This window comes from Acinetobacter sp. IRS14 (genome assembly GCF_034650275.1).
In the GTDB taxonomy this organism is placed as follows: Bacteria; Pseudomonadota; Gammaproteobacteria; order Pseudomonadales; family Moraxellaceae; genus Acinetobacter; species Acinetobacter oleivorans.
In genome coordinates, this window is record NZ_JAOVFN010000003.1 from 21,141 (window position 1) to 43,499 (window position 22,359).

Consider the following 22,359-nt stretch of genomic DNA (forward strand, 5'->3'; position numbering starts at 1 on the left):
CATTTATTGTAGAAGATATATCGAAAAATATCGATATAGATAACAAGAATATTTAAGAAGAATTAAAAAGTGAGTGGTGTAAATATTTTATGATAAGAAATTTGAAGAAGCAGACATCATTTTGATCTCTGCTTCTTATAAAAATTAAGCTGTTGAATTACGTTCAAGTAATGCCTGCTCAAAAAGGACTTGTTCTTTTTCTTTATGTTCAGTTGTGAAGCGAATCAAAATTACGCTACAGCCTGCGACCATAACCAGACCGCCTAAAATAAACAGGCAAGTTTGAACATCGAGTAAGCCTTTAAGTAAGAAACCTGCTGCAACTGCACCAACATTGCCACCCGCCCCAATAATTCCTGCAACTCCACCTAATGCAGTACGATCGATAAAGGGTACGAGAGCGTAAGTTGCTCCACATGCCATATGCGTAAATAATGCAAAAATAGTCATGGAAATAATAGCGAGCGCTACAGCATTCATTTGCGAGAAGAGTATTAAGAATAAACCTTCACCTAAAATCATGAGTACAAGCACTTTCGTGCGGCCATCTAAACCTTTCTTGAGTGCTACTTTGTCGGAAATGATACCGCCTAGCGCTCGAGCGAATAATGCTAAAAGACCAAAGATTCCGGCAGTTAGTCCAGCCGTTTTTAAATCCATTTTAAATTGATCAACATAATACATTGCTGCAACGTTATGGATAAAAATCTCAATTCCAAAACTTGCGCCATATGCCAAAAATAAAATCCAGACACGATAGTTGCGAGCGGCTTGCATTAAAATGGCAGTACCACCTTTTTTACCACTTCCGACCTCAATACCTTGCGCGCGAACTTCTTTAAAGTTTCCTTGAGGGCAATCTTGAGTTAATTTCCAATAAAGAATGCCAACAATAACCATCATTACGCCAGGTACGATTAATGCCACGCGCCATCCCATAGTTTGTTCAACACCAAACATCACGATCGCACCGAGCAATAAAGGCATTAAAGCTTGTGTTGCTCCACCGCCAGCATTTCCCCAGCCAGCCGTTGCCGCATTTGCTGTTCCTACAACGTTAGGAGCAAACATGACACTTGTATGGTATTGAGTAATGACGAAGCTTGCGCCAATCGCACCAATAAGTAAGCGAAAGAATAGAAAAGATTCATAACTATTGGCAGCAGCTACTCCAAATACTGGAATACTGCCAATTAATAGGAGAGTGGTGTACGTAATACGTGGGCCATATTTATCGCAGAGTGGCCCGACAATAAGCCGAACTAAAATAGTAATGGCAACAGCAGCAATATTAATATTAGCAATTTGATCTTTTGTTAAGCCAAATTCACCTTTAATCACGGGCATTAATGGTGCACACGCAAACCATGCAAAGAAACATACAAAGAAAGCGAGCCATGTCATGTGGAATGCTCGCATTGCTGGAGTTGAAAAACTGAATAATTTAATTTCAGTTGCTTTTTTTGCATCTAATTGGATATTTGAAGACATACGCCGTCCCTCTGAACTGAACGAAATTTAATTTGCATGGCAATTTATTGCCTATCTGCAGACCGATCAGAACGGACATCGTTGGCCGTCTTTGTTTATTCATTGAATCATCATTGATTCATCATGCTCTGAATAAAGCAAAGCTTGTGCCAAAAAATGAATTTTACTAAAAAGGAAAAATTACTTTCTAATTTTATTGAGTTAGTTTGTGAATAGAAAAATAATAAAAAATTGGAAAAAAATAAGAAGGTATTAATAAAAATTTGAAAAGGTTTCTACAGCTGTATTTTTTATAAAAAATGCTCATTTTTTTAGCATTTTGATTTAAAAAGAAGCAATTTTTAGGCGAAATAGATTGAAAGAAAGCTATAAAAACTTATACAAGTTTTTATAGCTTTATGCGGGGTTAGAAGCGGTAACCAACACCAACATATGAAATGAGTGGGTCAATATCAATTTTGGTATTCGCTTTAATTAGCTCTTTACCTGTATTTTGGTCAGTCACATAGATTTTTGCTTCACTATTCATTTTTGAATACGAAACTGAACCAACAGCAAACCAATTTGGGTTGAAGTCGTAAGTTGCACCTAAAGTTACAATAGGTGCAAAAGTATCGGTCGCTTCTAGTTTCACGATAGGATTTGCTGATGATGTTTTGCGATCTAGTGCTGCACCAGCTTTACCATCATGGATATTCTGGATCATGTGTCCCGCTTGAATTAAATCAGCCTCAATACCAGAATTCATTTTTAAATCATTAAAGTATGCATACATCACGCCAGCTCCGATATAAGGACGGAACTTATTTACACCTGTTTTACCAAATTGATAATGTAGTTCAACGGCTGGTAACCACGCGCGTGCGGTCGCAGCCTTACCTCCCTGAGAAAGATCAGTAATATGAAGGTCTTGTTTTAAAGGAATATCTCCACCCGCCCCGGAAATTCCACCTCCTATGATTTCTCCAATTGAAGATCCATCTTTTAGTGGAGTCGCTTTTCCAGAAAGGGGAGCGTAAATATTACCTTTTCCATTAATATCCACTTTAGGGGGAATACCACCTTTAATTTCTAAAGATAAATTGTCCGTAAAGTTGTAGTTAAACATAAGACCAACAGTATCAACATCACTAGCTTCTAATCCAGAACCTTGTTGTTGCCATTGAGAAAGACCATTAACTTCTGCTGTACCTGCAAGTGAAGAGGGAAGAGTATCTGTAAACTTATCAAGAAGACCAATAGTGTTATACCAGAATTTTCCTGAAGTTTTGCTTTGGTCGATTGCCTCTAAAACGGCTTTTGTAGATACATCTCCAACTTTAGATTGTGTACCTTCTGCAACGCTAGTATTGATATTGACAGGGTTTCCTGAGCCTTGAGGCATTGCATGTAACCAACCAGCAGAGACTGAAAAACGTTTGAAACCATCACCATCCTTTAAACTAAAATATGGCGAAGCGGCGTTAGTGATTGTTGGCAGGGCAAAAAAGGCAGCTGTCATACAAAATAATGACTTTTTCATCATAAAAGGACTCCATGTCCGAACATTTGTTTACTGATTTTTATTGAGCCAACCATACCGCGTTTTATTAAAATAATTGTTTATTAAAAATTAATAATTGTAATTTTTTTGAAATAATTGTTTATATTTAGAAATATTTATTAATAAAAAATACATAATAAATAATAAAAGGCTACATAAAGTAGCCTTTTATTTAAGTTTTTTTAACTATCAGTTGAAACGAGATAAGTCCTCTTCAGGGCGTGCAGTTAAAACTTCAATGCCTGTTTGAGTCACTAAAATAGTATGTTCATATTGAGCTGAAAGTTTATGGTCTTTCGTTACAACAGTCCATTTGTCGCCTAATAGTTTAGTTTGCCATACGCCAGCATTTACCATAGGTTCAATGGTAAATGTCATACCAGCTTCCAGACGCATACCTGTTCCAGCTTGACCATAATGTAATACTTGAGGTTCATCATGGAAAACGGTACCAATACCGTGGCCACAATATTCACGTACTACACTAAAACGCTCTGATTCGACATATTTTTGGATTGCATGACCAATGTCCCCTAAATATGAACCATCTTTAACAGTTGCCATGCCTCGATACATGGCTTCTTGAGCAACTTTACATAGACGATTGGCTAAAATAGACGTCTCACCACCAACGATATACATCATGTTTGTATCGCCGTGATAACCATCTTTAATTACAGTCACATCAATATTTAAAATATCGCCGTTTTTTAACGTTTTATTTTCAGAAGGAATGCCATGGCAGACAACATGGTTAACCGAAGTACAAATAGAGTGCTGAAAAGCAGGGCGTCCAGGAGCGCCACCATAGCCGACACAGGCAGGAATAGCATGTTGTACATTTTCAATGTGATTACGGCAAATGGTATCAAGTTCAAGTGTACTTACACCCGCCTTGATATACGGCTTGATCATCTCTAGAACTTCAGCCGCCAGTCGTCCTGCAATGCGCATTTTTTCAATTTCATCTGGAGTTTTGATTAATCGACGTGGAGCTGTATAAGTACTGTTCATGATCTCTAAAAACTTTTGGTAATTTACAAGTGTCTATGGTATAAATAGCCGCCCATTTTATCAAATGCTTTTCGTGAATATCTTTTACGAACAAATTTGATAGGTGGAGTAAAAAATCCGCACATATATCGTCACATTACTCTGGGTGCCTGTAAAAGGGTGGAGAATGCGGATATATGGAGGCCTAACCCAACTTTTAAGGTAAAGAAAATGGCAGATTACAACGTAAGCATGCGTGACCTTCTTCAAGCAGGCGCGCACTTTGGTCACCAAACTCGTTTCTGGAACCCAAAAATGCGTCAATACATTTTTGGCGCGCGTAACAAAATTCACATCATCAACCTTGAGCACACTGTTCCTGCGTTAAATGATGCTTTGAACTTCGCTAACCAATTAGCAAGCAAAAAGAACAAAGTTTTGTTCGTTGGTACAAAACGTGCTGCTTCTAACATCATCCGTGAACAAGCTCAACGCGCTGGTCAACCATATGTAGATCACCGTTGGTTAGGTGGTATGTTGACGAACTGGAAAACACTTCGCCAATCTATCAACCGTTTAAAAGATCTTCAAACTCAATCTCAAGACGGTACTTTCGCTAAGCTTACTAAACGTGAAGCTTTAGAACGTGCTCGTGAGATGGAAAAACTTGAGCGTTCTTTAGGCGGCGTTAAAAACATGGGTGGTTTACCTGACGCATTATTTGTAATCGACGTTGATCACGAAGCGATTGCAATCAAAGAAGCGAAGAACTTAGGTATTCCTGTTATCGGTATCGTTGATACAAACTCTAACCCAGACAACGTTGATTACGTTATTCCGGGTAACGACGATGCGATCCGTGCAGTAACTCTATATGCTTCAGCTATGGCTGACGCAATTCTTGCTGGTAAAGAATACGCTCAATCTCAAGCGAACGCTCAAGCAAAAGGCGATGACGCTGCGAAAGACGCTTCTGAGGCTTAATGCGTTTTGACGCAGGCTTGTCATTTTTGCGACATGTAATGGTGGCAAATTAAGCGTCGAGAGTGCAAACGGCCCAGAGTTTCTTTGGGCCGTTTTTGTTGAAAAGATTTATTTTCTACCGATTTTAGGAGATCAACATGACTGCAATTACTGCAAGCATGGTAAAAGAATTACGTGACCGTACTGGTCTTGCAATGATGGAATGCAAAAAAGCATTAACAGAAGCGAACGGTGACATCGAGCTTGCTATTGATAACCTTCGTAAATCTGGTCAAGCTAAAGCTGCTAAAAAAGCTGGTAACATTGCTGCTGACGGTGCAATCACAATCGTTCAAGAAGGCAACAAAGCAATCCTAGTTGAAGTTAACTGTCAAACTGACTTCGTTGCTAAAGACGAAAACTTCTCTAACTTCTCTAAAGCTGTTGCTACTGCTGCTTTAGCTGCTGGTGAAACTGATGCTGCTAAAATCGCTGAATTAAAATTAGCAGACGGTCAAACAGTTGAAGAAGCTCGTATTGCGCTTGTTCAAAAAATCGGTGAAAACATCCAAGTTCGTCGTGCGAAAATCGTTGAAGGCGAAAACTTGGCTATCTACAAACACGGTTTAAAAATCGGTGTTGTAGTTTCTTATACTGGTGATGCTGATACTGGTAAAGGTATTGCAATGCACGTTGCTGCATTTAACCCAGTAGCTGTAAATGCTGAAGCTGTTCCTGCTGACCTTATCGCTAAAGAAAAAGAAATTGCTGAAGCGAAAGCGTTAGAATCTGGTAAACCAGCTAACATCGTTGAGAAAATGGTAACTGGTTCAGTTGATAAATACTTGAACGAAGTTGCTCTTGATCGTCAAATGTACGTAATCGACAACGACAAAAAAGTTGCTGATGTATTAAAAGCAACTGGTACTACTGTTGCTAACTTCGTACGTTTCGAAGTTGGTGAAGGTATTGAGAAAAAAGCAGAAATGAGCTTCGCTGAAGAAGTTGCTGCTGCTCAAGCTGCTGCGAAGTAATTCGTATCACAATAAAAAAAGCCCCGTTGGGGCTTTTTTTATCTCAGTTAAATTAAGGGTAGACAATGACAAATAAAAAAAATCTGAGTATTGGTGGTGTCATAATTTTATTGATTGCTGCATATTTTGGTCTGGATTTATCTGGGCATAAGCAAAATCAATCGCCATCATCAGTCATACCCGAAGCTCAGCATACTGAAACTACACTTTCAAATAATGGGGCAGATACAATAAAAGCTGCTTATGAGCAGAGACAAAGTAATGTTCAAGTGCAGGGAAGTGGCCGAGTAAAAGCGATTTTAAGAGATGATAATGATGGGTCGAGACACCAGAAATTTATTCTTGTACTAAAAAATGGCCTTTCAATTTTAGTCGCACATAATATTGATTTAGCACCTAAAATTCCTAATTTGAAAAAAGGTGACACGGTAGAGTTTTACGGTGAATATGAATATAACCCAAAAGGCGGTGTATTACACTGGACACATCGTGATCCACAAAATCGTCATGAAAGCGGTTGGCTCAAACATGATGGGCAAATCTACCAGTAAAACCGAATAAACGAATAAAGAGATTGTTTTTATAGAGCAATTTTATTCTATTCAGTTTCTTAAAACATGCTATGGTTTTTTTATTGAATAGATGAGACGTATTTATGCAGCGGGAGCAAGCCGATTATCTGCATGTGCGAGAGCTGGGCGGTTTAGAGTTACTAAAAGCACATTATCACCAAACACAATTTTCGAAGCATACTCATGAAGGGTACTGTATTGGTGTGATTGAAGAGGGAGCACAGTCTTTTTTTAGGACAGGCCAGCTGCATGTAGCTCCTAAAGGCGACATTATTTTAGTAAACGCTGACGAAATTCATACTGGTTCATCTGCGGTAGAGTCAGGCTGGCGATATCGAGCAATTTATCCAACACCTGAAATGTTGGCAGAAGTCAGCCAAGATTTTTTTGAAAATTCACGTGGGGCGCCATGGTTTCCTCAAGCTGTCATTCGTGACTTGGGTTTGGCTCAACAACTATGTTTACTCTTTGATTTATTAGAACAAAAAGACAATTTTTTACTTAAAGAAACGATGTATTTATCGACTTTAGCCTGTTTAATGAAGCGACATGGTCAATCAAATCATACTTTTTGTGAGTTACCAGAGGCATATTCAAAAATATTAAGAGTTAAAGAATTACTGGTAGAAATGCCTGAAACGAATTTTTCTTTGCAAGATCTAGCTGATATGGTGGGTCTAAGTGCATGGCATTTCTTAAGACAATTTAAAAAATATCTGGGCTTGCCACCTCATGCTTGGCTTGTTCAAGCACGCTTACAAAAAGCAAGACAATTATTAAAACAGGGTGACCAAATTGCGATGGTGGCACAGCAATGTGGTTTTTCTGATCAAAGTCATTTTAATCGTCACTTTAAAAAAGCAATGGGAGTGACGCCTACTCAATATGTAGCTAGCCTAAATAACTAGATTATTAAAAATTTATTTACAGCAATTTTATTCAATATAAATCAACTCTCATTACGCATTTTATAGAGAGATCTTTTATCTTGGATTTTATATATGAATATTCAGCTTCATCAGTTGGTGAGGTTTCCAAAAAATAAGCCATCCTATCTTTTTTTACGTGGTGCAATGGATATTTTACCCTTGTCAATTTCTGTTATTCCTTGGGCAATCTTGGCAGGCTCTATGGCAATTCATGCGGGTTTATCTTTTTATAAAGCCCTTGCGATGTCTGGAATAGTTTTTGCTGGAGCAGCTCAATTAGTTAGTTTAAGCATGGTAATGGAAGGGGTATCTACTTTTACAATTTATGTGACGATTTTCTTTTTAACGGCTCAGCATTTTATTTATGCATTAACTTTAAGAAATGACATTTCTGCTTTGTCTCTTTCGAAACGGTTAAGTTTAGGTTTTTTATTAACGGATGAATTATTTGCGGTATGTGCATCCGGTGAAAAAAGACAGCCAGAATATCTGTTGGGTGCAGGTCTGTCTTTTTATTTATTCTGGGTCGTTTTTAGTTTGGTTGGAATACTTTTGGCAACAGTGATTCCTGATTTACTAAATTATCATTTAGATTTTTCAATTGTGGCTATTTTTATTGCCATGATAGTGCCGCTATGTAAGGGAATGCCTGTAATTGCTGGTGTACTAATCACTTGTTTAAGCGGATTTTTCTTAAAATTTTATCAAGTTGAAGGGGCAATTTTACTTTCAGGATTAATCGGGATGTTGGTTGCAGTGTTAACTGAAAAAATAGGTAAGGAGCAATAATATGTCTTGGTTTATGATTTTAGGTTTGGCAGCAATCGTCTTTTTTAATCGTTATTATTTTTTGGAACCCACTGTTAAAATTAAATTGCCGCTTATTATGAATAAGATGCTTAATTATTCTGCACCTTGTTTATTAACAGCAATTTGTATTCCAGTTGTTTTTTTTGATGGCGATAATTTAAAAGGAATTATTGATAATCCTTATATTTATGCAGCAATCTTTTGTATTGTGATTGCCCTTTATCTGAAGAAGGTGCTTTTAAGTGTTATCGCTAGTTTGGTTTTTTTCTATTTTATAAATTTTCTAATAAATTACTAAAATGTAAAAGCTGAATCGAGATGATCCAGCTTTAATTGAACAATTAGGATATAGCGTGTTTTTGTCTACTTTTCCATTTAGGTAAGATTTTTCCTAGATAAGCATCCATGCACCAGACGGGGCCAATGAGTAAAAATTGTAAATCTTTAAAGAACGATGGCTTTTTGCCCTCAATTTTATGACCATAGAACTGTCCGACCCAAGCAATCACAAAAATAGAAATATAAAATCCTACTCCTACAGGTAGGGTGTAAATGAGCCATGCCATAACAACAAGTAAAGCTGCCATTGCAACAGCAAGTACAAGATCTAAACGAGCATAAAATACTAAAGTGAGTACAAGTAGTAGAGCAGTGAGCAAGGTGCTGAAATGGGCAATGATTCCAATAATAGAGAATAAAATAGCAGGAACGCAGAGCCAGTGAATTTGTTTATTGATTGGGTTTTGATGGCTTTCGCTATATTCGTCAAACCATTCTGTAACGGATTTCATTAATGGCACACTCCTTGTTTTAACTTTGATTTATTTTTTCTGGATATATTTTAGCCTGTTCTAGAGGAATTCGACAAGAAACCAACACTATTCAACTATAGCAACTTGGCAGTAAAAACTGAGGAGGGGTAGAAGAAAAAAATAATATGGTGATGATTGAAAAAATAGTCCATTTGAACTCAAAAAAGGGTGCAATATTTCATAATATTTTTTCTGTGTTGCTCAATGATGAAAACACAAAAAAAAGTGTAATTTTGAGATGGGTGGGAAAATTGTGTGAAAAAGCTCTACTCATCTACTCTAAAAACGCCATAAATAGCCCTTATTTTAGAAAAATGGTACTAGGGTAGCGCAAATTTTTTAAAGTCGCGCTAAGCGCAATTTAGAAGCGAAATAGACTTTGATAAAATAAATGCAATTTTTTGTTCGAAAAATAATCAAAAGTGGGGTTGGAGAAGGGTTAAAAAAGATAATTTTTTTACCTTAACCTAGGAATTATTTTCATAGTTTAAAACATAAAAAAGCCGCAGAAAAAATTGCGGCTTTTTACATGAGCTCTAGAGTCTATAACTTATGAAGTTGGACCATCAACGCGCTCAATATTTACTTTTGCAGTTCCAGCATTGGTAATACCAAGACGTTTAGCTGCACCATAAGATAGGTCAAGTACACGATTGCCATGGAAAGGACCACGGTCATTTACTTTTACAACCACACTTTTGCCATTGTCTTTATTCGTTACTCGAATGTAACAGTTCAACGGTAGGCTACGGTGAGCAGCAGTGAGGGCATTCATATCGAATGTGTCACCACTTGCTGTTTTGCGACCATGGAATTGACGACCATACCATGAAGCCATGCCAGTTTGGCTAAACTTACGAACAGTGTTTGAAGCTACTGTGTTAAGTTTTTCAATCACTGAAGGCTCATCTTCAGGGATTTCAATTTTTGCTGCGATAGCTTGACGACGGATTTGATCGCCAGAACGTTCAGTGATTGAAAGACTGTTAATGTTAGAAAAACGAGAATTAAAATTTTGAGTATCTTTACTCAATACACGAGCTGCTAAATTAGAACCATCTACATCACTATTTAATGATGAAGATTGCACCATTTCAGCGTGCAATGGGGCTATGCTTAAACTAGCCGTCAGTGCAAGAACGTATTTCAGCGATAACTGCATTTGTATAAACTCCTGAGAACATGTACTTTTTTCTTTCAGCGATTGACTGAAATTTAAAGTGAACATGTCTTATTATTCACTTTTGCAATTGCTACATTGGGGTGGATAATATTCATCGCTTACGGAGAGTGTCTAGTCTTTAACGAGAAATAGTTACAAAAAGGGCAAAAACTTACAGTTCTGGGTTAAAAAATGATCAAAAGTGTAACAAGATATTAAATTTGTGCGTATTGTGATCTATTTGACAAAAATATTTATTGACTTTTACATAACTAATAAAAAAGCTAGCCTATCGGCTAGCCACTTCAGTGCCTAATAACCATACAGCAGTAGCATACATACGGCTCTTATTATAGGTCGTAATCACTTGAAAATTCGGGTAAGTCAAATAGTAAATTGGACCATTATAGTCTTGTAATTGAATAACATTCACCATATCCAGATCATCAATTTTAACTAAAGGATTTAAAGGTGAAACCCCGAGTGTCTTTAATGCACCATATGGAAAAGGTTGAGTTAAATCTTTAGCAATAACACTGTCTGGATTTGAGCCTGTGTAACGTGCCATAAACCCGATAGGTTGATCGCGTTGCCATCCTTGTTTTGCTAAGTAATTTGCGATTGAACCGATTGCATCTTCTGCAGAGTTTCTTAAATCGATGTGTCCATTACCATCATAATCGACCCCATATTTACTAATATTACTCGGCATAAATTGTGGATAGCCAATAGCACCTGCATAGGAACCTACAATACTACTTGTTGGGTAACCTTCTTTATAAGTCCATGCAATAAGAGCAGCAAGTTCATCACCAAAATATTCAGCACGGCGAGGGTAGCCAAAAGCAAGTGTGGCTAATGCATCACGTGTAATAAATGAACCTTTATTTGTGCCATAACCTGTCTCAACACCCAAGATGCCCAAAATGACAGCTTGAGATACACCATATTGTTGTTCAGCACGGTTTAAAGCATCTGCATATTGGTTTTTAAAACGCACACCACGTTGAATTGTTCCTTCAACCAAAAACATAGAACGATAGTCATACCAAGGTTTGCTTTCACCTGGACGAGTCATAATATTTAGAATGTTTGGTAAATTTTTTGCACCATTCATTGCGGCATCAACTTGATCGCCACTTAACCCATAAGCGCTCATCGTTTTTTGTTTAAAATTTACATAATCAGGATGTGTTGCAAAATCGTTGGCCTGAGCGAAGTGACTTGTACTGATTAAACCAGTACATAAAGCAAGCATTTTTAAAGTTTTATTTAAGTGTTGAGACAACATATCGTTTTAAAATTCCAGATTATCGATGTGTATGAATGGACATGACTAAACCAAAGGTGGCCATTAAAGTAATAATAGCTGTTCCGCCATAACTCATAAAAGGTAAGGGAACACCTACTACAGGTAAAATACCACTGACCATTCCCGCATTTACAAATACATAAACAAAAAAAGACAAACCAAAGGCGCCAGCAACTAAACGTCCATAGTTATGGAAGCTTTGTAAACCGATTTGGAATGTTCTAAAAATAATAGCAAAATAAAGAATCACTAAAATAAGTACACCGATGAGCCCAAACTCTTCGGAGTACGCAGCAATAATAAAGTCGGTATGACCTTCAGGCAAAAAGTGCAAATGTGATTGGGTACCTTCAAGAAAGCCTTTACCTGAAAAACCACCAGAACCAATTGCAGTTTTAGATTGAATAATATTCCAACCGGTACCGAGTGCATCTGCCTCTGGATCAAGTAATGTTAAAACCCTTTGACGTTGATAGTCGTGTAAAAGAAATTCCCAAGCAATCGGAATGACCACCGCGGCACAGGCTCCCGCAGCACCGATCATACGCCACGATAGTCCACTTAAAAATAAAACAAATATACCGCTTGCTAATACTAAAAGTGATGTCCCTAAGTCAGGTTGTTCTGCAATCAGTAAAAAAGGAATACCAATTAACATTAATGATAAAACAACTTGTGAAAAACTAGGGGGAAGTGGTTTACGTGCTAAAAACCAGGCAATCATCATAGGCATGCCGATTTTCATGAATTCACTGGGTTGGACACTTCCGAAACCGGGAATATCAATCCAGCGCTGAGCACCCATTCGGACTTCACCAAATATCATGACTGCCAAAAGTGAAAATAAGCCAAATAAATAAAAATAGGGTGAAAAAGCTTGATAGACCTTTGGCGGAATTTGGGCTAGACCAAACATCACTAAAAAGCCAATACCAAAACTCATGGCTTGTTTACTCACTAACCCCACATCTTGTGCAGAAGCACTATATAGTACGGTTAAACCTAATAGCGCATTTAAGAGCAGAAATAGGCATAGCCAAGGGTCAACATGGAGTTGTTGCCACTTTGAAGGTTGCATAGCAGTGCTAAGACCATCTCGAGGAGCTTGGCGTAAAAATTTATATTGCGGACTAGGAGACATGCGGCGTTAACTAAGGTCAATCAGTGCTTGGCGCATGCTAACATAAACTTGGTTAATGGCAATGTATATCAATATTTTGCAATAAAAAAACCTAGCTTTCGCTAGGTTTCCGATAGTCTATTTTTTATTAGTTAAAGAATAAACCATCATGATATTCAGCCATCGCTTTTAGTTCAGTACGATTTAAGCTTGGAATCAATTTGTCGATTGCAATGTGAACAGCTTTTGTTACAGCTGCTGCACCAATATCGGCTGCTTTACGTTTAATCATGCCAAGGTCTAATGTTTTATTAAAATCAGACATGAAGTGTTTAATCATAGCATCGCCGAATTGTTTATATAACTCAGCTAAAGCAGCTTTATTAATGTCATTGCCTGCTTCAAGTTCAGTAAAGGTATGCTTAAGGTTAGTTATTAAACCTACATCTAAATTTACGCCTACTTTATATTGGCCTTGTGGGTCTTTAAATAAGCTTTTTTCAGAAAACTCTACTGATTGTTTAACCACATCATTTGGTGCTTTGCTTAACAATTGTTTTAAAAGAACAGCAACAGTTGATTTGACATAGCCTGCTAGTTTTTCGGCAGTATCGCGCTTTTCACTTGCAGGAAAATGCTGAACTAACTGAATTAAGACATTATCAATAATCTCTTCATTAAGTTGTAAAGCAATCTTATCGCGAAGTGGATATAAAGGTTCGCTAGAATTTTTATTCGCAATTCCAGTTTGTATATCGTTCAATAAGCCTTCAGAAGGGGTAAAACCAAAAAACGGCATGGTGTATCCTCAAATTATTCGTTTTATTGTCGTGCCAATCGAATCGGTTTTGGCATCCATGAAAGATCCGATACTCGGCAAGGGTTAATATCAAGTCCGCCGCGACGAGTATAAGTTGCATAAACCATCAGCTTCTCAGGCTCTAGATTTTGCCAAATATCGGCAAAGATCTGTTCGACACACTGTTCGTGAAAGCCGTTATGCTGACGGTACGAGATAATATAAGCTAAAACACTACGATAACAAGGTTTTTTGCCTTTAAAACGAATAAAAACTGTACCCCAATCCGGCTGTCCCGTGACTGGACAGTTACTTCTCAAAAGATGAGAATACAGCTCAATTTCAACTTCTTCACCAGACTCATCTCGTTTTAAAAGAGTTGCATCAGGATGTTGCTCTAAACGTTCTGGTGCAAGGTCATCAATACAAATACCTTGAGGTTTAGAAATATCTAAATCATCAACCTGAAATAAGGCTAATTCAATTTTTGCACCCGCAGCAGCTGAGAGATCTTTTTCAACCGTTTCAATGAATGACTCTTTCGAATCAAATTGAGTGAAATTAAGACTATTGAAGTAAAGTTTTAATGACTTTGACTCAATTAAATTCGGTGAAGAAGCGGGCAGTGTAATTCTGCCAATCGCAACTTGTGGAATACCATGAGCGTTTAACCATGAGATTTCAAAAACATGCCACCAATCTTTACCTTGAGTAATGCCTTCAATATGTGAATAGCTTTCACGAGACTGAGCACGGGCAATTGGAAATAAAACATCAGGTTGATAATTAGTTGGATATTGGGTTTCTTTACCCAATAAAGACTGTTCGACACTCATTCACGCATTCCTGAACCACGAGCAAGTAAATAGTAAGCAATTCCGTAAAGTACAACACAGCATGATGTCACAATGATTAAAGAGAATGAAACATTCACATCACTATGACCTAAAATGCCGAAACGGAAAGCATTAACCATATAAACAATAGGGTTAATTAAAGAAAGTTTTTGCCAAAAAGGACCAAGTGCACTAATGGCATAAAACACACCACCTAAATAAGTTAAGGGTGTAAGAACAAAGGTGGGAATAATAGAAATATCATCAAATGATTTTGCATAGACTGCATTAATAAAACCACCTAATGAGAAAAGAACCGATGTAATTAAGACTGTATATATAGTTACGAACCAGTTATGTATGAAAAGGTCAGTAAAGAACATGCTCATTGCAGTCACAATTGCACCTACTAATACACCACGGCAAATACCGCCAATTACATAGCCCCATAAAATGATATGGAGTGGAACGGGACTCATGATGAGTTCTTCAATACTTTTTTGGAATTTCACACTAAAGAAACTTGAAGAAACGTTGGCATAACTATTGGTAATAACCGCCATCATAATTAAACCGGGCACAATAAATTGCATGTAGCTCACGCCACCCATTTGTCCAATGCGTGAACCCACCAAATTACCGAAAATGACAAAGTACAAACTCATTGTAATTGCAGGTGGTAATAAGGTTTGTGGCCAAATGCGTAGAAAACGGCGTACTTCTTTACGAACGATGGTCCAGAGAGCAATTTGCAGTTGGCTAAAATTCATTTTGCCTCTCCTTCAAGATTTTTCTCGACCATTTTGACAAATAATTCTTCTAAACGGTTCGATTTATTACGCATACTACGAACACGAATACCTTGAGATTCTAATAGCTGGAATAGGTCATTTAACGTATGCGCTCTATCCATCGTTACTTCTAATGTATTGCTATCGATTAAGTTAAACTTTACACCAATAATATTTAACTGAAGTGGCCCAATCGGTTCGGCTAAATCAAAGATAAATGATTCTTCATTGAGCTGATTAAGGAAGTTCTTCATGCTGGTATCTTCTTTAATTACACCGCGGTCAATAATCGCAATTTGACGACACAACATTTCTGCTTCTTCTAAATAGTGGGTCGTTAAAATAATAGAAGTACCGCTTTCGTTCATTTCAGTCAGAAAATCCCACATAGAACGGCGTAATTCAATATCTACACCGGCAGTAGGTTCATCTAGAATAAGAAGCTTAGGCTCATGCATCATGGCACGTGCAATCATTAGACGACGCTTCATACCACCAGACAGCATGCGTGCTTGTATATTACGTTTTTCCCACAGGCCGAGCTTTTCTAAATAATGTTCGGCCCGTTTTTCTGCAATCTTTTTATGGATGCCGTAATAGCCAGCTTGAGTGACTAAAATATCGAATGTTTTTTCAAACTGTCCAAAGTTAAATTCTTGAGGAACGACGCCAAGCTGCTGTTTTGCCAGAGATGGATGGGTATCAAGATTATGCCCAAAAATCTCAACTGTTCCTGAGGTTTTTTTTGTGAGGGAGCTGATAATACCAATGGTTGTTGATTTGCCGGCACCATTTGGGCCTAACAACGCATAAAATTCACCTTCAGGCACAGTGAGGTTAATACCTTTTAACGCCTGAAAACCATTACGATATGTTTTGGACAAATCTCTTAAAACCAAAGCATCAGTCATGAAATTCTCACATTATGAAAGAGGGGTATATTTTGAGCGATAATGATTAATAAACCAAGTAAAATAGTCGGAATTTTATAAAATTGAGATAAATTTATGAAGTTATTATATAAAAGCTGGTGCGCCCGGCGGGGATCGAACCCACGACCCCAGGTTTCGGAAACCTGTACTCTATCCAACTGAGCTACGAGCGCATGCGTGGGGCACATCATAGGAAAAAAACACTGGCAGGTAAAGCACGAAATACGTGCCAATTGAATTTAATGCTTAATTAAACAGCAAGTTGTTTAATATTTTATATACTTTCCTGAATAAGCTGAATTGAATAGTTAATTGTACGTAAAGCTGTGGCAAGTTCCTGAGGGGGAATGCGTGATTCTTGTAAATTTGTAATCCATTGCATTTGGCATAGTTTAAGCTCTTGTATTGTTGTGGATTTCTCTATTTTTTGAACAAGTGGTTTAGTCATTAATCCACAATAACTGCTAAGCGTTTTCATCATTAATAGTTGTATTTCTTCGAAAGAAAGAGCCTTAGAAGATATTACTGGTTGAAAATATGTAGTACTGGACTGATCTAAAGTTTTTTGCTCGGAAAGCTGGATTTCTCCAACATGATTCGAGGAATGTGCTATAGAGCTAACAACAGTTTTTTTTTGATTTTCTTCAACTTTATTATTTAGTGGGGATGTTTTTAAAATAATTTCTTCATCAGTTGACGTTTCTGTAGAGGCAGCGGGGGCAATAAGTTCTAAGTCGACAAGTTGTTGAATCAATTCTGGAGAAGCAATGCGTTTTTTAAATTCACCATTTAAGTTTTGAAATTCTTCATGGTCTATTAAGAGTAATAAACGTCTTTGTTTTGCATTTAAAACAATATTGCGCTGTTGAAGTGCAACTCTTCCTAAATTGGTTCTATAAAAACCAGCCATTATGTTTCCCCAATATAAAAATAAATCAGACTGTTCAATTTTCTGAGTTGAATAGTGCTGTTTTTAATAAAATATAAATGGGGTTAACCATAAAACTCAAAAATGACAATATGATGAAGAATTGATGAATATCATCTATTTAAGTCATTAAAGTACACTTTCTAATGCTTTGCGAAGGTAAATATCAAGCTCATCTTGGCGTAATAACCATTGAATATAGTCTTTAGGAAGTTCAGCAATTGCTGTGCCTTTATGCTTACCAAAGTTAACCGTCGTGGGGATGCGTGCTTCTTCAGAAACTCGATATAGCTCTTCAATATCTTGAATATTTAAATGATAGACAATATGCATCAAAATATTAGCAGTCAAAATAATATCGGCATCGGCACGGTGTGCACCTTTGAGTAATTCACGAGCTTTACTGCTGCCTTGAGAAATCATATAGATCAGTGCTGAAATATTATGTGCTTCTGCTTCAGGCCAAACTTTACGCGCTAAAGCTAAAGTACAAATCGGTTTAATATTCGATACATCTACACCGCAACGCGCAATTGCGGCAATATCGTAATCAATATTGTGACCAATAATATAAGTCGTGCTCTCTGGTAATTTAAACGTTTTATAGTGAGGCTGGTTTTCTAAATCTGACTCTAATATATGGTGAACTGCCATAGCGGCGTAGGAAATAGGGGCACCGACTTGATAGAGCTGATCAAACAATTTGCTTTTATCTAAGGTGAGCTTGCCTTCATTAATTTCAATCGGGGCATACGCAATTTCAATAGGCAAACCATTTAGTGTATGTGTTTCTGTATCTAAAATAATGGTTTGCATAACTGGCCCTTTAAACAATCACGAGTAGCTATGAATGGTAACAGTTGGCTACTTACTTTAAAACATGAAGTGAGGCTATAAAGTAGCGAGAACGTCAATTTATATTAAAAATAAAGTTTTCATAGATTAATTTCATCCAATAGAACTTGCGAAAAATAAAGATTAGGCGTAATTGTTTTTAAACATTAGAAAATGTTGATTAAAAAACTAAAGCAAAACAAAAATGGAATTTAAGGGAAGATATACCAATGAAAATGAAACTGTTCATGACCAGTGTTCTTAGCACAAGCTTATTGTTGACGGCATGTGGTGGAGGAAGTAGCGATGACAGCCCAGTAAGTACTAATCCATCTGGTACTCCAGCCAATAATATTCAAAACCCAGTAGTTAAAGTAGATGCTTACACAAGTACCAACTTAGGATCAGTTGCTGCTGAAAGTAGTATTTTGACCTATAAAATGTTAGGCCAAAATGGCCAAGAAGTGCAGGCAACCAGTTTAGTATTCACACCAAATACTCCACCACCAACAGTCGGTTGGCCAATTGTAGTCTGGGCACATGGTACTACAGGTGTTGCAGATGCCTGTGCACCAAGTAAAGCAGCTTTAACAGACAGTACAAAAGATTTAATTAGTAAGTTACTTGCAGCTGGTTATGTTGTTGTTGCACCAGATTATGAAGGTTTAGGTACTTCAGGCATACATCCATTTTTAAATGTTAAAAGTGAGGCTTTCTCAATTACAGATGCTGTGGTTGCAACGCGTAACTATTTATTACAGCGCAATTTATTAACTTCAAAAAAATGGGTCACGGTAGGGCACTCTCAGGGTGGACATGCAGCATTAGGCACTGCACAATATGCAAGTCGTGCGCAGCTAGACTATAAAGGTACAGTAGCGGTAGCACCAGCTTCAAATTTAGGGAATATTTTAGTAGGTGGAGAGGCACAAGTTGCGAATGCACCCTTAGGCATTAAAATTGCAACCTATGCCCAGCTTGAAACATATACAGCTTTGGTTACTGCGGGTCTTCGAAATACACAGCCAACATTTGATTATTCACAAGTATTTACTTCACAGGTCTCAAGTATTGCCGCACAAGCAGAAACAATTTGTGCTGGTCCGTTAGAGGATGCTTTTGAAGCAGATATGGAAAGTTATGCTGGAAATCATAGTGGAACACTGGATGGATATACGCGTACACAACCTAATTTTATGGCAGTGCCTTTAGTTAAAGCATTTTTAGATAAAGATTCTCAACCCTTACAGGCAAAAGTCACTACACCGATTATTATTTATCAAGGGATAGCCGATAACACTGTACCTAAAGACGCAACTGATCTATTGATATTTAATGCCACTACCTTAGGTACTAAAATTAATAGTTATGTGACTGGTAACTGGGACCATAATACGGCGATGAGTAGTAATGTAGACAACATTGTTGGAAATGTTCAGACTTTGCTAACAGCACAATAGAGTTATTGATATTTAAAGTATTTTTAACCTTCTTGTAAGCTAAAGTGAATGAGGAAAAAATTTTAAATATAAGCTTTAAACCAGCTTTTTTATTGATTTATAAACAATGGCTCATTTTTTATAAAACTTGAGCCATTTTTATTTAAAACTGAGCTAACTTCATTCTGTTTAATTATAAAGTTCATGCTACAATATGTCGCAATCTTAGCACGGCTTAAAAGCCCTAATTTTATAGGACCCCCGCTAATGTTTGCCAATATTTCCATTTCTGAATTTGATCCAGAATTAGCTCAAGCAATTGCTTCTGAAGGTGAGCGTCAAGAAGCACATATCGAGTTAATTGCTTCTGAAAACTATTGCTCTCCTGCTGTGATGGAAGCGCAAGGATCAAAACTTACGAATAAATATGCAGAAGGTTATCCAGGTAAACGCTATTATGGCGGTTGCGAATATGTGGATATCATTGAGCAAATGGCGATTGATCGTGCTAAAGAACTTTTTGGTGCAGATTACGCAAACGTTCAACCACACGCTGGCTCACAAGCTAACTCTGCTGTTTATCTAGCACTTCTTAACCCAGGCGATACTGTTTTAGGTATGAGCTTGGCTCACGGTGGTCACTTGACTCACGGTGCTAAAGTAAGCTTCTCTGGTAAAACTTATAATGCAGTTCAATACGGTCTAAACGCTGAAACTGGCGAGATCGATTATGAAGAAGTTGAACGCTTAGCATTAGAGCACAAGCCACGTATGATCGTTGCTGGTTTCTCTGCTTACAGCCGTGTTGTAGATTGGCAACGTTTCCGTGACATCGCGGACAAAGTTGGCGCTTACCTTTTTGTTGATATGGCTCACGTTGCAGGTCTTGTAGCTGCTGGCGTATATCCAAACCCAGTTCAAATTGCTGACGTAACTACAACTACGACTCACAAAACACTTCGTGGTCCACGTTCTGGTTTAATCCTTGCGAAAGCGAATGAAGAAATCGAGAAAAAACTTCAATCAGCTGTATTCCCTGGTAACCAAGGTGGTCCATTGATGCATGCGATTGCTGCTAAAGCAATCTGCTTCAAAGAAGCAATGTCTGATGAGTTTAAAGCTTACCAACAACAAGTTGTGAAAAATGCTCAAGCTATGGCTGAAGTGTTAATCGCTCGTGGTTATGACGTTGTTTCTGGTGGTACGGAAAACCACTTATTCTTGTTATCTTTAATCAAGCAAGATGTAACTGGTAAAGATGCAGATGCTTGGTTAGGTGCTGCTCACATTACTGTGAACAAAAACTCAGTTCCAAATGACCCACGTTCTCCATTTGTGACTTCTGGTATCCGTATCGGTACTCCAGCGGTAACAACTCGTGGTTTCGGTGAAGCTGAAGTTCGCGAACTTGCTGGTTGGATCGCTGACGTGATTGACAGCAAAGGTGACGAAAAAGTTATTGCTGATGTAAAAGCGAAAGTTGAAACTGTTTGTGCAAAATTCCCTGTATACGCACAATAAGTTGTAAATATAAAAAAAGCGCCGTATGGCGCTTTTTTTATATCAAGTTAATTAGATAAGAATTAACTTTTAGATTTTACCGATGACTCGGCATTATGCCAGCCACCACCTAATGCGCGGATTAAATTTACACTAGCCATCATTCTAGTGCCGTTAAGCTGTGCAGAAAGTTGTTCTTGTTGCAAAATAGTCCGATCTGAATCAATCACATCAAGATAACTAATCGCACCTTCTCGATAGCGTAAATGAGACAATTGATTTGCATGACGAGAAGAAGAAAGTGCTTGGTTTTGTGCCTGAATTTGCTGATCGAGAATTCTTTGATCTGACAAACCATTTTCAACTTCGCGAAATGCATTCAATACAGTTTGGCGATAATTCGCAATGCTTTCTTCATAGGCAGCTCGCGCTTGAGCGACACCTGCTTTACGTTGTCCGCCGTCAAATAATGGCAAAGATAAAATAGTACCTGCGACTGGACCAAGTAAGAATGTACGGCTCGACCATTTACCTAAATCACCTAAAGTTGAGGATTCATAACCGAGTGCACCTGTCAGGTCTAGTTTTGGGAAGAAAGCAGCACGTGCAATTCCAATACGTGCATTATCTGCTGCCATAGCACGTTCGGCAGCAGCAATGTCAGGTCGTCTTTCAAGTAAAGTCGAAGGTAAACCTGCTGGTAGACGGAGGCTGTTTGCAGTTAGTGGTTGAATTGCTAAGCTAAACTCAGCAGGTGTTTTGCCTAACAATATTGCAAGTGCATGCTCTGCATTGGCTCGGTTACGAGCAATGTTAAGTGCATTGGTTTGAGCGGTAGCAAGTTCAGTCTGTGCGCGAGAAACATCTAATTCACTGACTAAGCCATTTCTAAAACGTGTTTGAACTAAGTCACGTGTCTCGCCAAGCAATTTAATAGTGCGATTATAAATTGCTTGTTCAGCGTCAAGCTGACGAATGAGAAAGTAACCTTGGGCAACATCTGCTTGTAAGGCTAAAAGTGCCGACTGATATAAAGCTTCTTGTTGCTGTACATCAGCTGTTGCTGCATTGACACTACTGGCGATACGACCAAATAAATCGAGCTCATATGAAACATTTGCTTGAGCACGCCATAAGGTTTGTGCAGATGTATGGGCATTGTCATCTAAACCCAATGAAGCAGGAGAGGGTTTTTGACGAGTTGGGCCAAAGCCAGCACCAATACTTGGCAAACGTTCAGCTTGTGCTGCGGAACGTAACGCACGTGAAGCCTGAATATTAGCCGCTGCCGCTTTAAGACTTTGGTTTCCAGAAATGGCTTGTTGTTCGAGCTCATTCAATTGAGCATCATTAAAAACACGCCACCATTCACCTCGAAACTGCTGATCGGCAGGTTGGGCAATTTTCCAATTATTGTCTTCAAGTTTTGGGTCAGACTCTTTAAATTTGACTGGAACTATCACTTTTGCAGGTTGATATTCAGGAGCCAAAGAGCAGCCTGCAAGCAGCAGGCTTCCCATGAGTGAGGATAATAATAAGCTTTGTTTTGCTGTAGCCAT

At 38.0% G+C, this 22,359-nt stretch carries 22 protein-coding genes, 1 tRNA gene and 1 pseudogene; 8 read left to right on the top strand and 16 right to left on the bottom strand.

What is annotated here, in order from left to right; genetic code table 11:
• Positions 1–144: 144 nt before the first annotated feature.
• From ODQ17_RS03740 to map, 3 genes are all read right to left on the bottom strand, one after another.
• Positions 145–1,491, bottom strand: a complete 1,347-nt coding sequence (locus ODQ17_RS03740) for an MFS transporter (RefSeq protein ID WP_199986714.1) — start codon at positions 1,489–1,491, stop codon at positions 145–147.
• Positions 1,492–1,897: 406 nt separating this feature from the next.
• Positions 1,898–3,016: an OmpW/AlkL family protein gene (locus ODQ17_RS03745; protein ID WP_322901811.1), complete on the bottom strand. Its 1,119-nt coding sequence runs from the start codon at positions 3,014–3,016 to the stop codon at positions 1,898–1,900.
• Positions 3,017–3,223: 207 nt separating this feature from the next.
• Positions 3,224–4,048, bottom strand: a complete 825-nt coding sequence (gene map, locus ODQ17_RS03750) for a type I methionyl aminopeptidase (protein ID WP_004790999.1) — start codon at positions 4,046–4,048, stop codon at positions 3,224–3,226.
• Positions 4,049–4,258: 210 nt separating this feature from the next.
• Between map and rpsB the strand changes: the two genes are divergently transcribed.
• The 6 genes from rpsB to ODQ17_RS03780 all read left to right on the top strand — a co-directional run bounded on the left by rpsB (position 4,259) and on the right by ODQ17_RS03780 (position 8,633).
• The gene (gene rpsB, locus ODQ17_RS03755) at positions 4,259–5,011 is read left to right on the top strand and encodes a 30S ribosomal protein S2 (RefSeq protein ID WP_002118204.1); all 753 of its coding nucleotides are present in this window, start codon (positions 4,259–4,261) and stop codon (positions 5,009–5,011) included.
• Positions 5,012–5,148: 137 nt separating this feature from the next.
• Positions 5,149–6,024: a translation elongation factor Ts gene (gene tsf / locus ODQ17_RS03760; RefSeq protein ID WP_004791001.1), complete on the top strand. Its 876-nt coding sequence runs from the start codon at positions 5,149–5,151 to the stop codon at positions 6,022–6,024.
• A gap of 65 nt (positions 6,025–6,089) precedes the next feature.
• Positions 6,090–6,575, top strand: coding sequence for a DUF3465 domain-containing protein (locus tag ODQ17_RS03765; RefSeq protein ID WP_322901812.1), 486 nt, complete (start codon positions 6,090–6,092; stop codon positions 6,573–6,575).
• A 104-nt stretch (positions 6,576–6,679) separates the two neighbouring features.
• A complete protein-coding gene (locus ODQ17_RS03770) occupies positions 6,680–7,504 on the top strand; it encodes an AraC family transcriptional regulator (protein ID WP_322901813.1) in 825 nt (274 codons plus the stop codon).
• A gap of 93 nt (positions 7,505–7,597) precedes the next feature.
• Positions 7,598–8,314, top strand: coding sequence for an AzlC family ABC transporter permease (locus ODQ17_RS03775; protein ID WP_322901814.1), 717 nt, complete (start codon positions 7,598–7,600; stop codon positions 8,312–8,314).
• Position 8,315: 1 nt separating this feature from the next.
• On the top strand, positions 8,316–8,633 hold the full coding sequence (locus ODQ17_RS03780) for an AzlD domain-containing protein (protein ID WP_013197213.1): 318 nt from the start codon (positions 8,316–8,318) through the stop codon (positions 8,631–8,633).
• 43 nt (positions 8,634–8,676) lie between these two features.
• Here ODQ17_RS03780 and ODQ17_RS03785 read toward each other — a convergent pair whose 3' ends face one another.
• From ODQ17_RS03785 to ODQ17_RS03835, 11 genes are all read right to left on the bottom strand, one after another.
• Entirely contained in the window at positions 8,677–9,126 is a 450-nt protein-coding gene (locus ODQ17_RS03785) for an Mpo1 family 2-hydroxy fatty acid dioxygenase (protein WP_322901815.1), read from the bottom strand.
• A 571-nt stretch (positions 9,127–9,697) separates the two neighbouring features.
• Positions 9,698–10,309, bottom strand: coding sequence for a septal ring lytic transglycosylase RlpA family protein (locus ODQ17_RS03790; RefSeq protein ID WP_004791014.1), 612 nt, complete (start codon positions 10,307–10,309; stop codon positions 9,698–9,700).
• Between the two features lie 289 nt (positions 10,310–10,598).
• On the bottom strand, positions 10,599–11,600 hold the full coding sequence (mltB, locus tag ODQ17_RS03795; protein ID WP_322901816.1) for a lytic murein transglycosylase B: 1,002 nt from the start codon (positions 11,598–11,600) through the stop codon (positions 10,599–10,601).
• A 19-nt stretch (positions 11,601–11,619) separates the two neighbouring features.
• The gene (rodA, locus tag ODQ17_RS03800) at positions 11,620–12,762 is read right to left on the bottom strand and encodes a rod shape-determining protein RodA (RefSeq protein WP_005307110.1); all 1,143 of its coding nucleotides are present in this window, start codon (positions 12,760–12,762) and stop codon (positions 11,620–11,622) included.
• 127 nt (positions 12,763–12,889) lie between these two features.
• Positions 12,890–13,540, bottom strand: coding sequence for a hypothetical protein (locus tag ODQ17_RS03805; protein ID WP_322901817.1), 651 nt, complete (start codon positions 13,538–13,540; stop codon positions 12,890–12,892).
• A gap of 23 nt (positions 13,541–13,563) precedes the next feature.
• Entirely contained in the window at positions 13,564–14,376 is an 813-nt protein-coding gene (queF, locus tag ODQ17_RS03810; protein WP_322901818.1) for an NADPH-dependent 7-cyano-7-deazaguanine reductase QueF, read from the bottom strand.
• Positions 14,373–15,146: an ABC transporter permease gene (locus ODQ17_RS03815; protein ID WP_004791025.1), complete on the bottom strand. Its 774-nt coding sequence runs from the start codon at positions 15,144–15,146 to the stop codon at positions 14,373–14,375. The genes queF and ODQ17_RS03815 overlap by 4 nt, the downstream gene beginning before the upstream one ends.
• Positions 15,143–16,078 carry an ABC transporter ATP-binding protein gene (locus tag ODQ17_RS03820; RefSeq protein ID WP_005307103.1) on the bottom strand — a complete coding sequence of 312 codons (936 nt, stop codon included), beginning with the start codon at positions 16,076–16,078 and terminating at the stop codon, positions 15,143–15,145. Before ODQ17_RS03820 ends, ODQ17_RS03815 begins: the two co-directional genes overlap by 4 nt.
• A gap of 117 nt (positions 16,079–16,195) precedes the next feature.
• Positions 16,196–16,272 (bottom strand) — tRNA-Arg (locus ODQ17_RS03825).
• Between the two features lie 101 nt (positions 16,273–16,373).
• Positions 16,374–17,009: a hypothetical protein gene (locus ODQ17_RS03830; protein ID WP_322901819.1), complete on the bottom strand. Its 636-nt coding sequence runs from the start codon at positions 17,007–17,009 to the stop codon at positions 16,374–16,376.
• Positions 17,010–17,156: 147 nt separating this feature from the next.
• Positions 17,157–17,843, bottom strand: coding sequence for a 3'-5' exonuclease (locus ODQ17_RS03835; RefSeq protein ID WP_005307096.1), 687 nt, complete (start codon positions 17,841–17,843; stop codon positions 17,157–17,159).
• Positions 17,844–18,091: 248 nt separating this feature from the next.
• Here ODQ17_RS03835 and ODQ17_RS03840 point away from each other — a divergent pair, with 248 nt between their 5' ends.
• Positions 18,092–19,321, top strand: a complete 1,230-nt coding sequence (locus tag ODQ17_RS03840; RefSeq protein ID WP_322901820.1) for an alpha/beta hydrolase — start codon at positions 18,092–18,094, stop codon at positions 19,319–19,321.
• A gap of 62 nt (positions 19,322–19,383) precedes the next feature.
• On the opposite strand, the pseudogene ODQ17_RS03845 reads toward ODQ17_RS03840, so the two are convergent.
• A pseudogene (locus tag ODQ17_RS03845) lies at positions 19,384–19,506 on the bottom strand (hypothetical protein).
• A gap of 61 nt (positions 19,507–19,567) precedes the next feature.
• On the opposite strand from ODQ17_RS03845, the gene glyA reads away from it, so the two are divergent.
• Positions 19,568–20,821 (top strand): serine hydroxymethyltransferase, encoded by a 1,254-nt coding sequence (gene glyA / locus ODQ17_RS03850; RefSeq protein WP_032052288.1) that lies wholly within the window; start codon positions 19,568–19,570, stop codon positions 20,819–20,821.
• A 62-nt stretch (positions 20,822–20,883) separates the two neighbouring features.
• On the opposite strand, the gene ODQ17_RS03855 is transcribed toward glyA, so the two are convergent.
• Positions 20,884–22,359 carry an efflux transporter outer membrane subunit gene (locus ODQ17_RS03855; protein WP_322901821.1) on the bottom strand — a complete coding sequence of 492 codons (1,476 nt, stop codon included), beginning with the start codon at positions 22,357–22,359 and terminating at the stop codon, positions 20,884–20,886.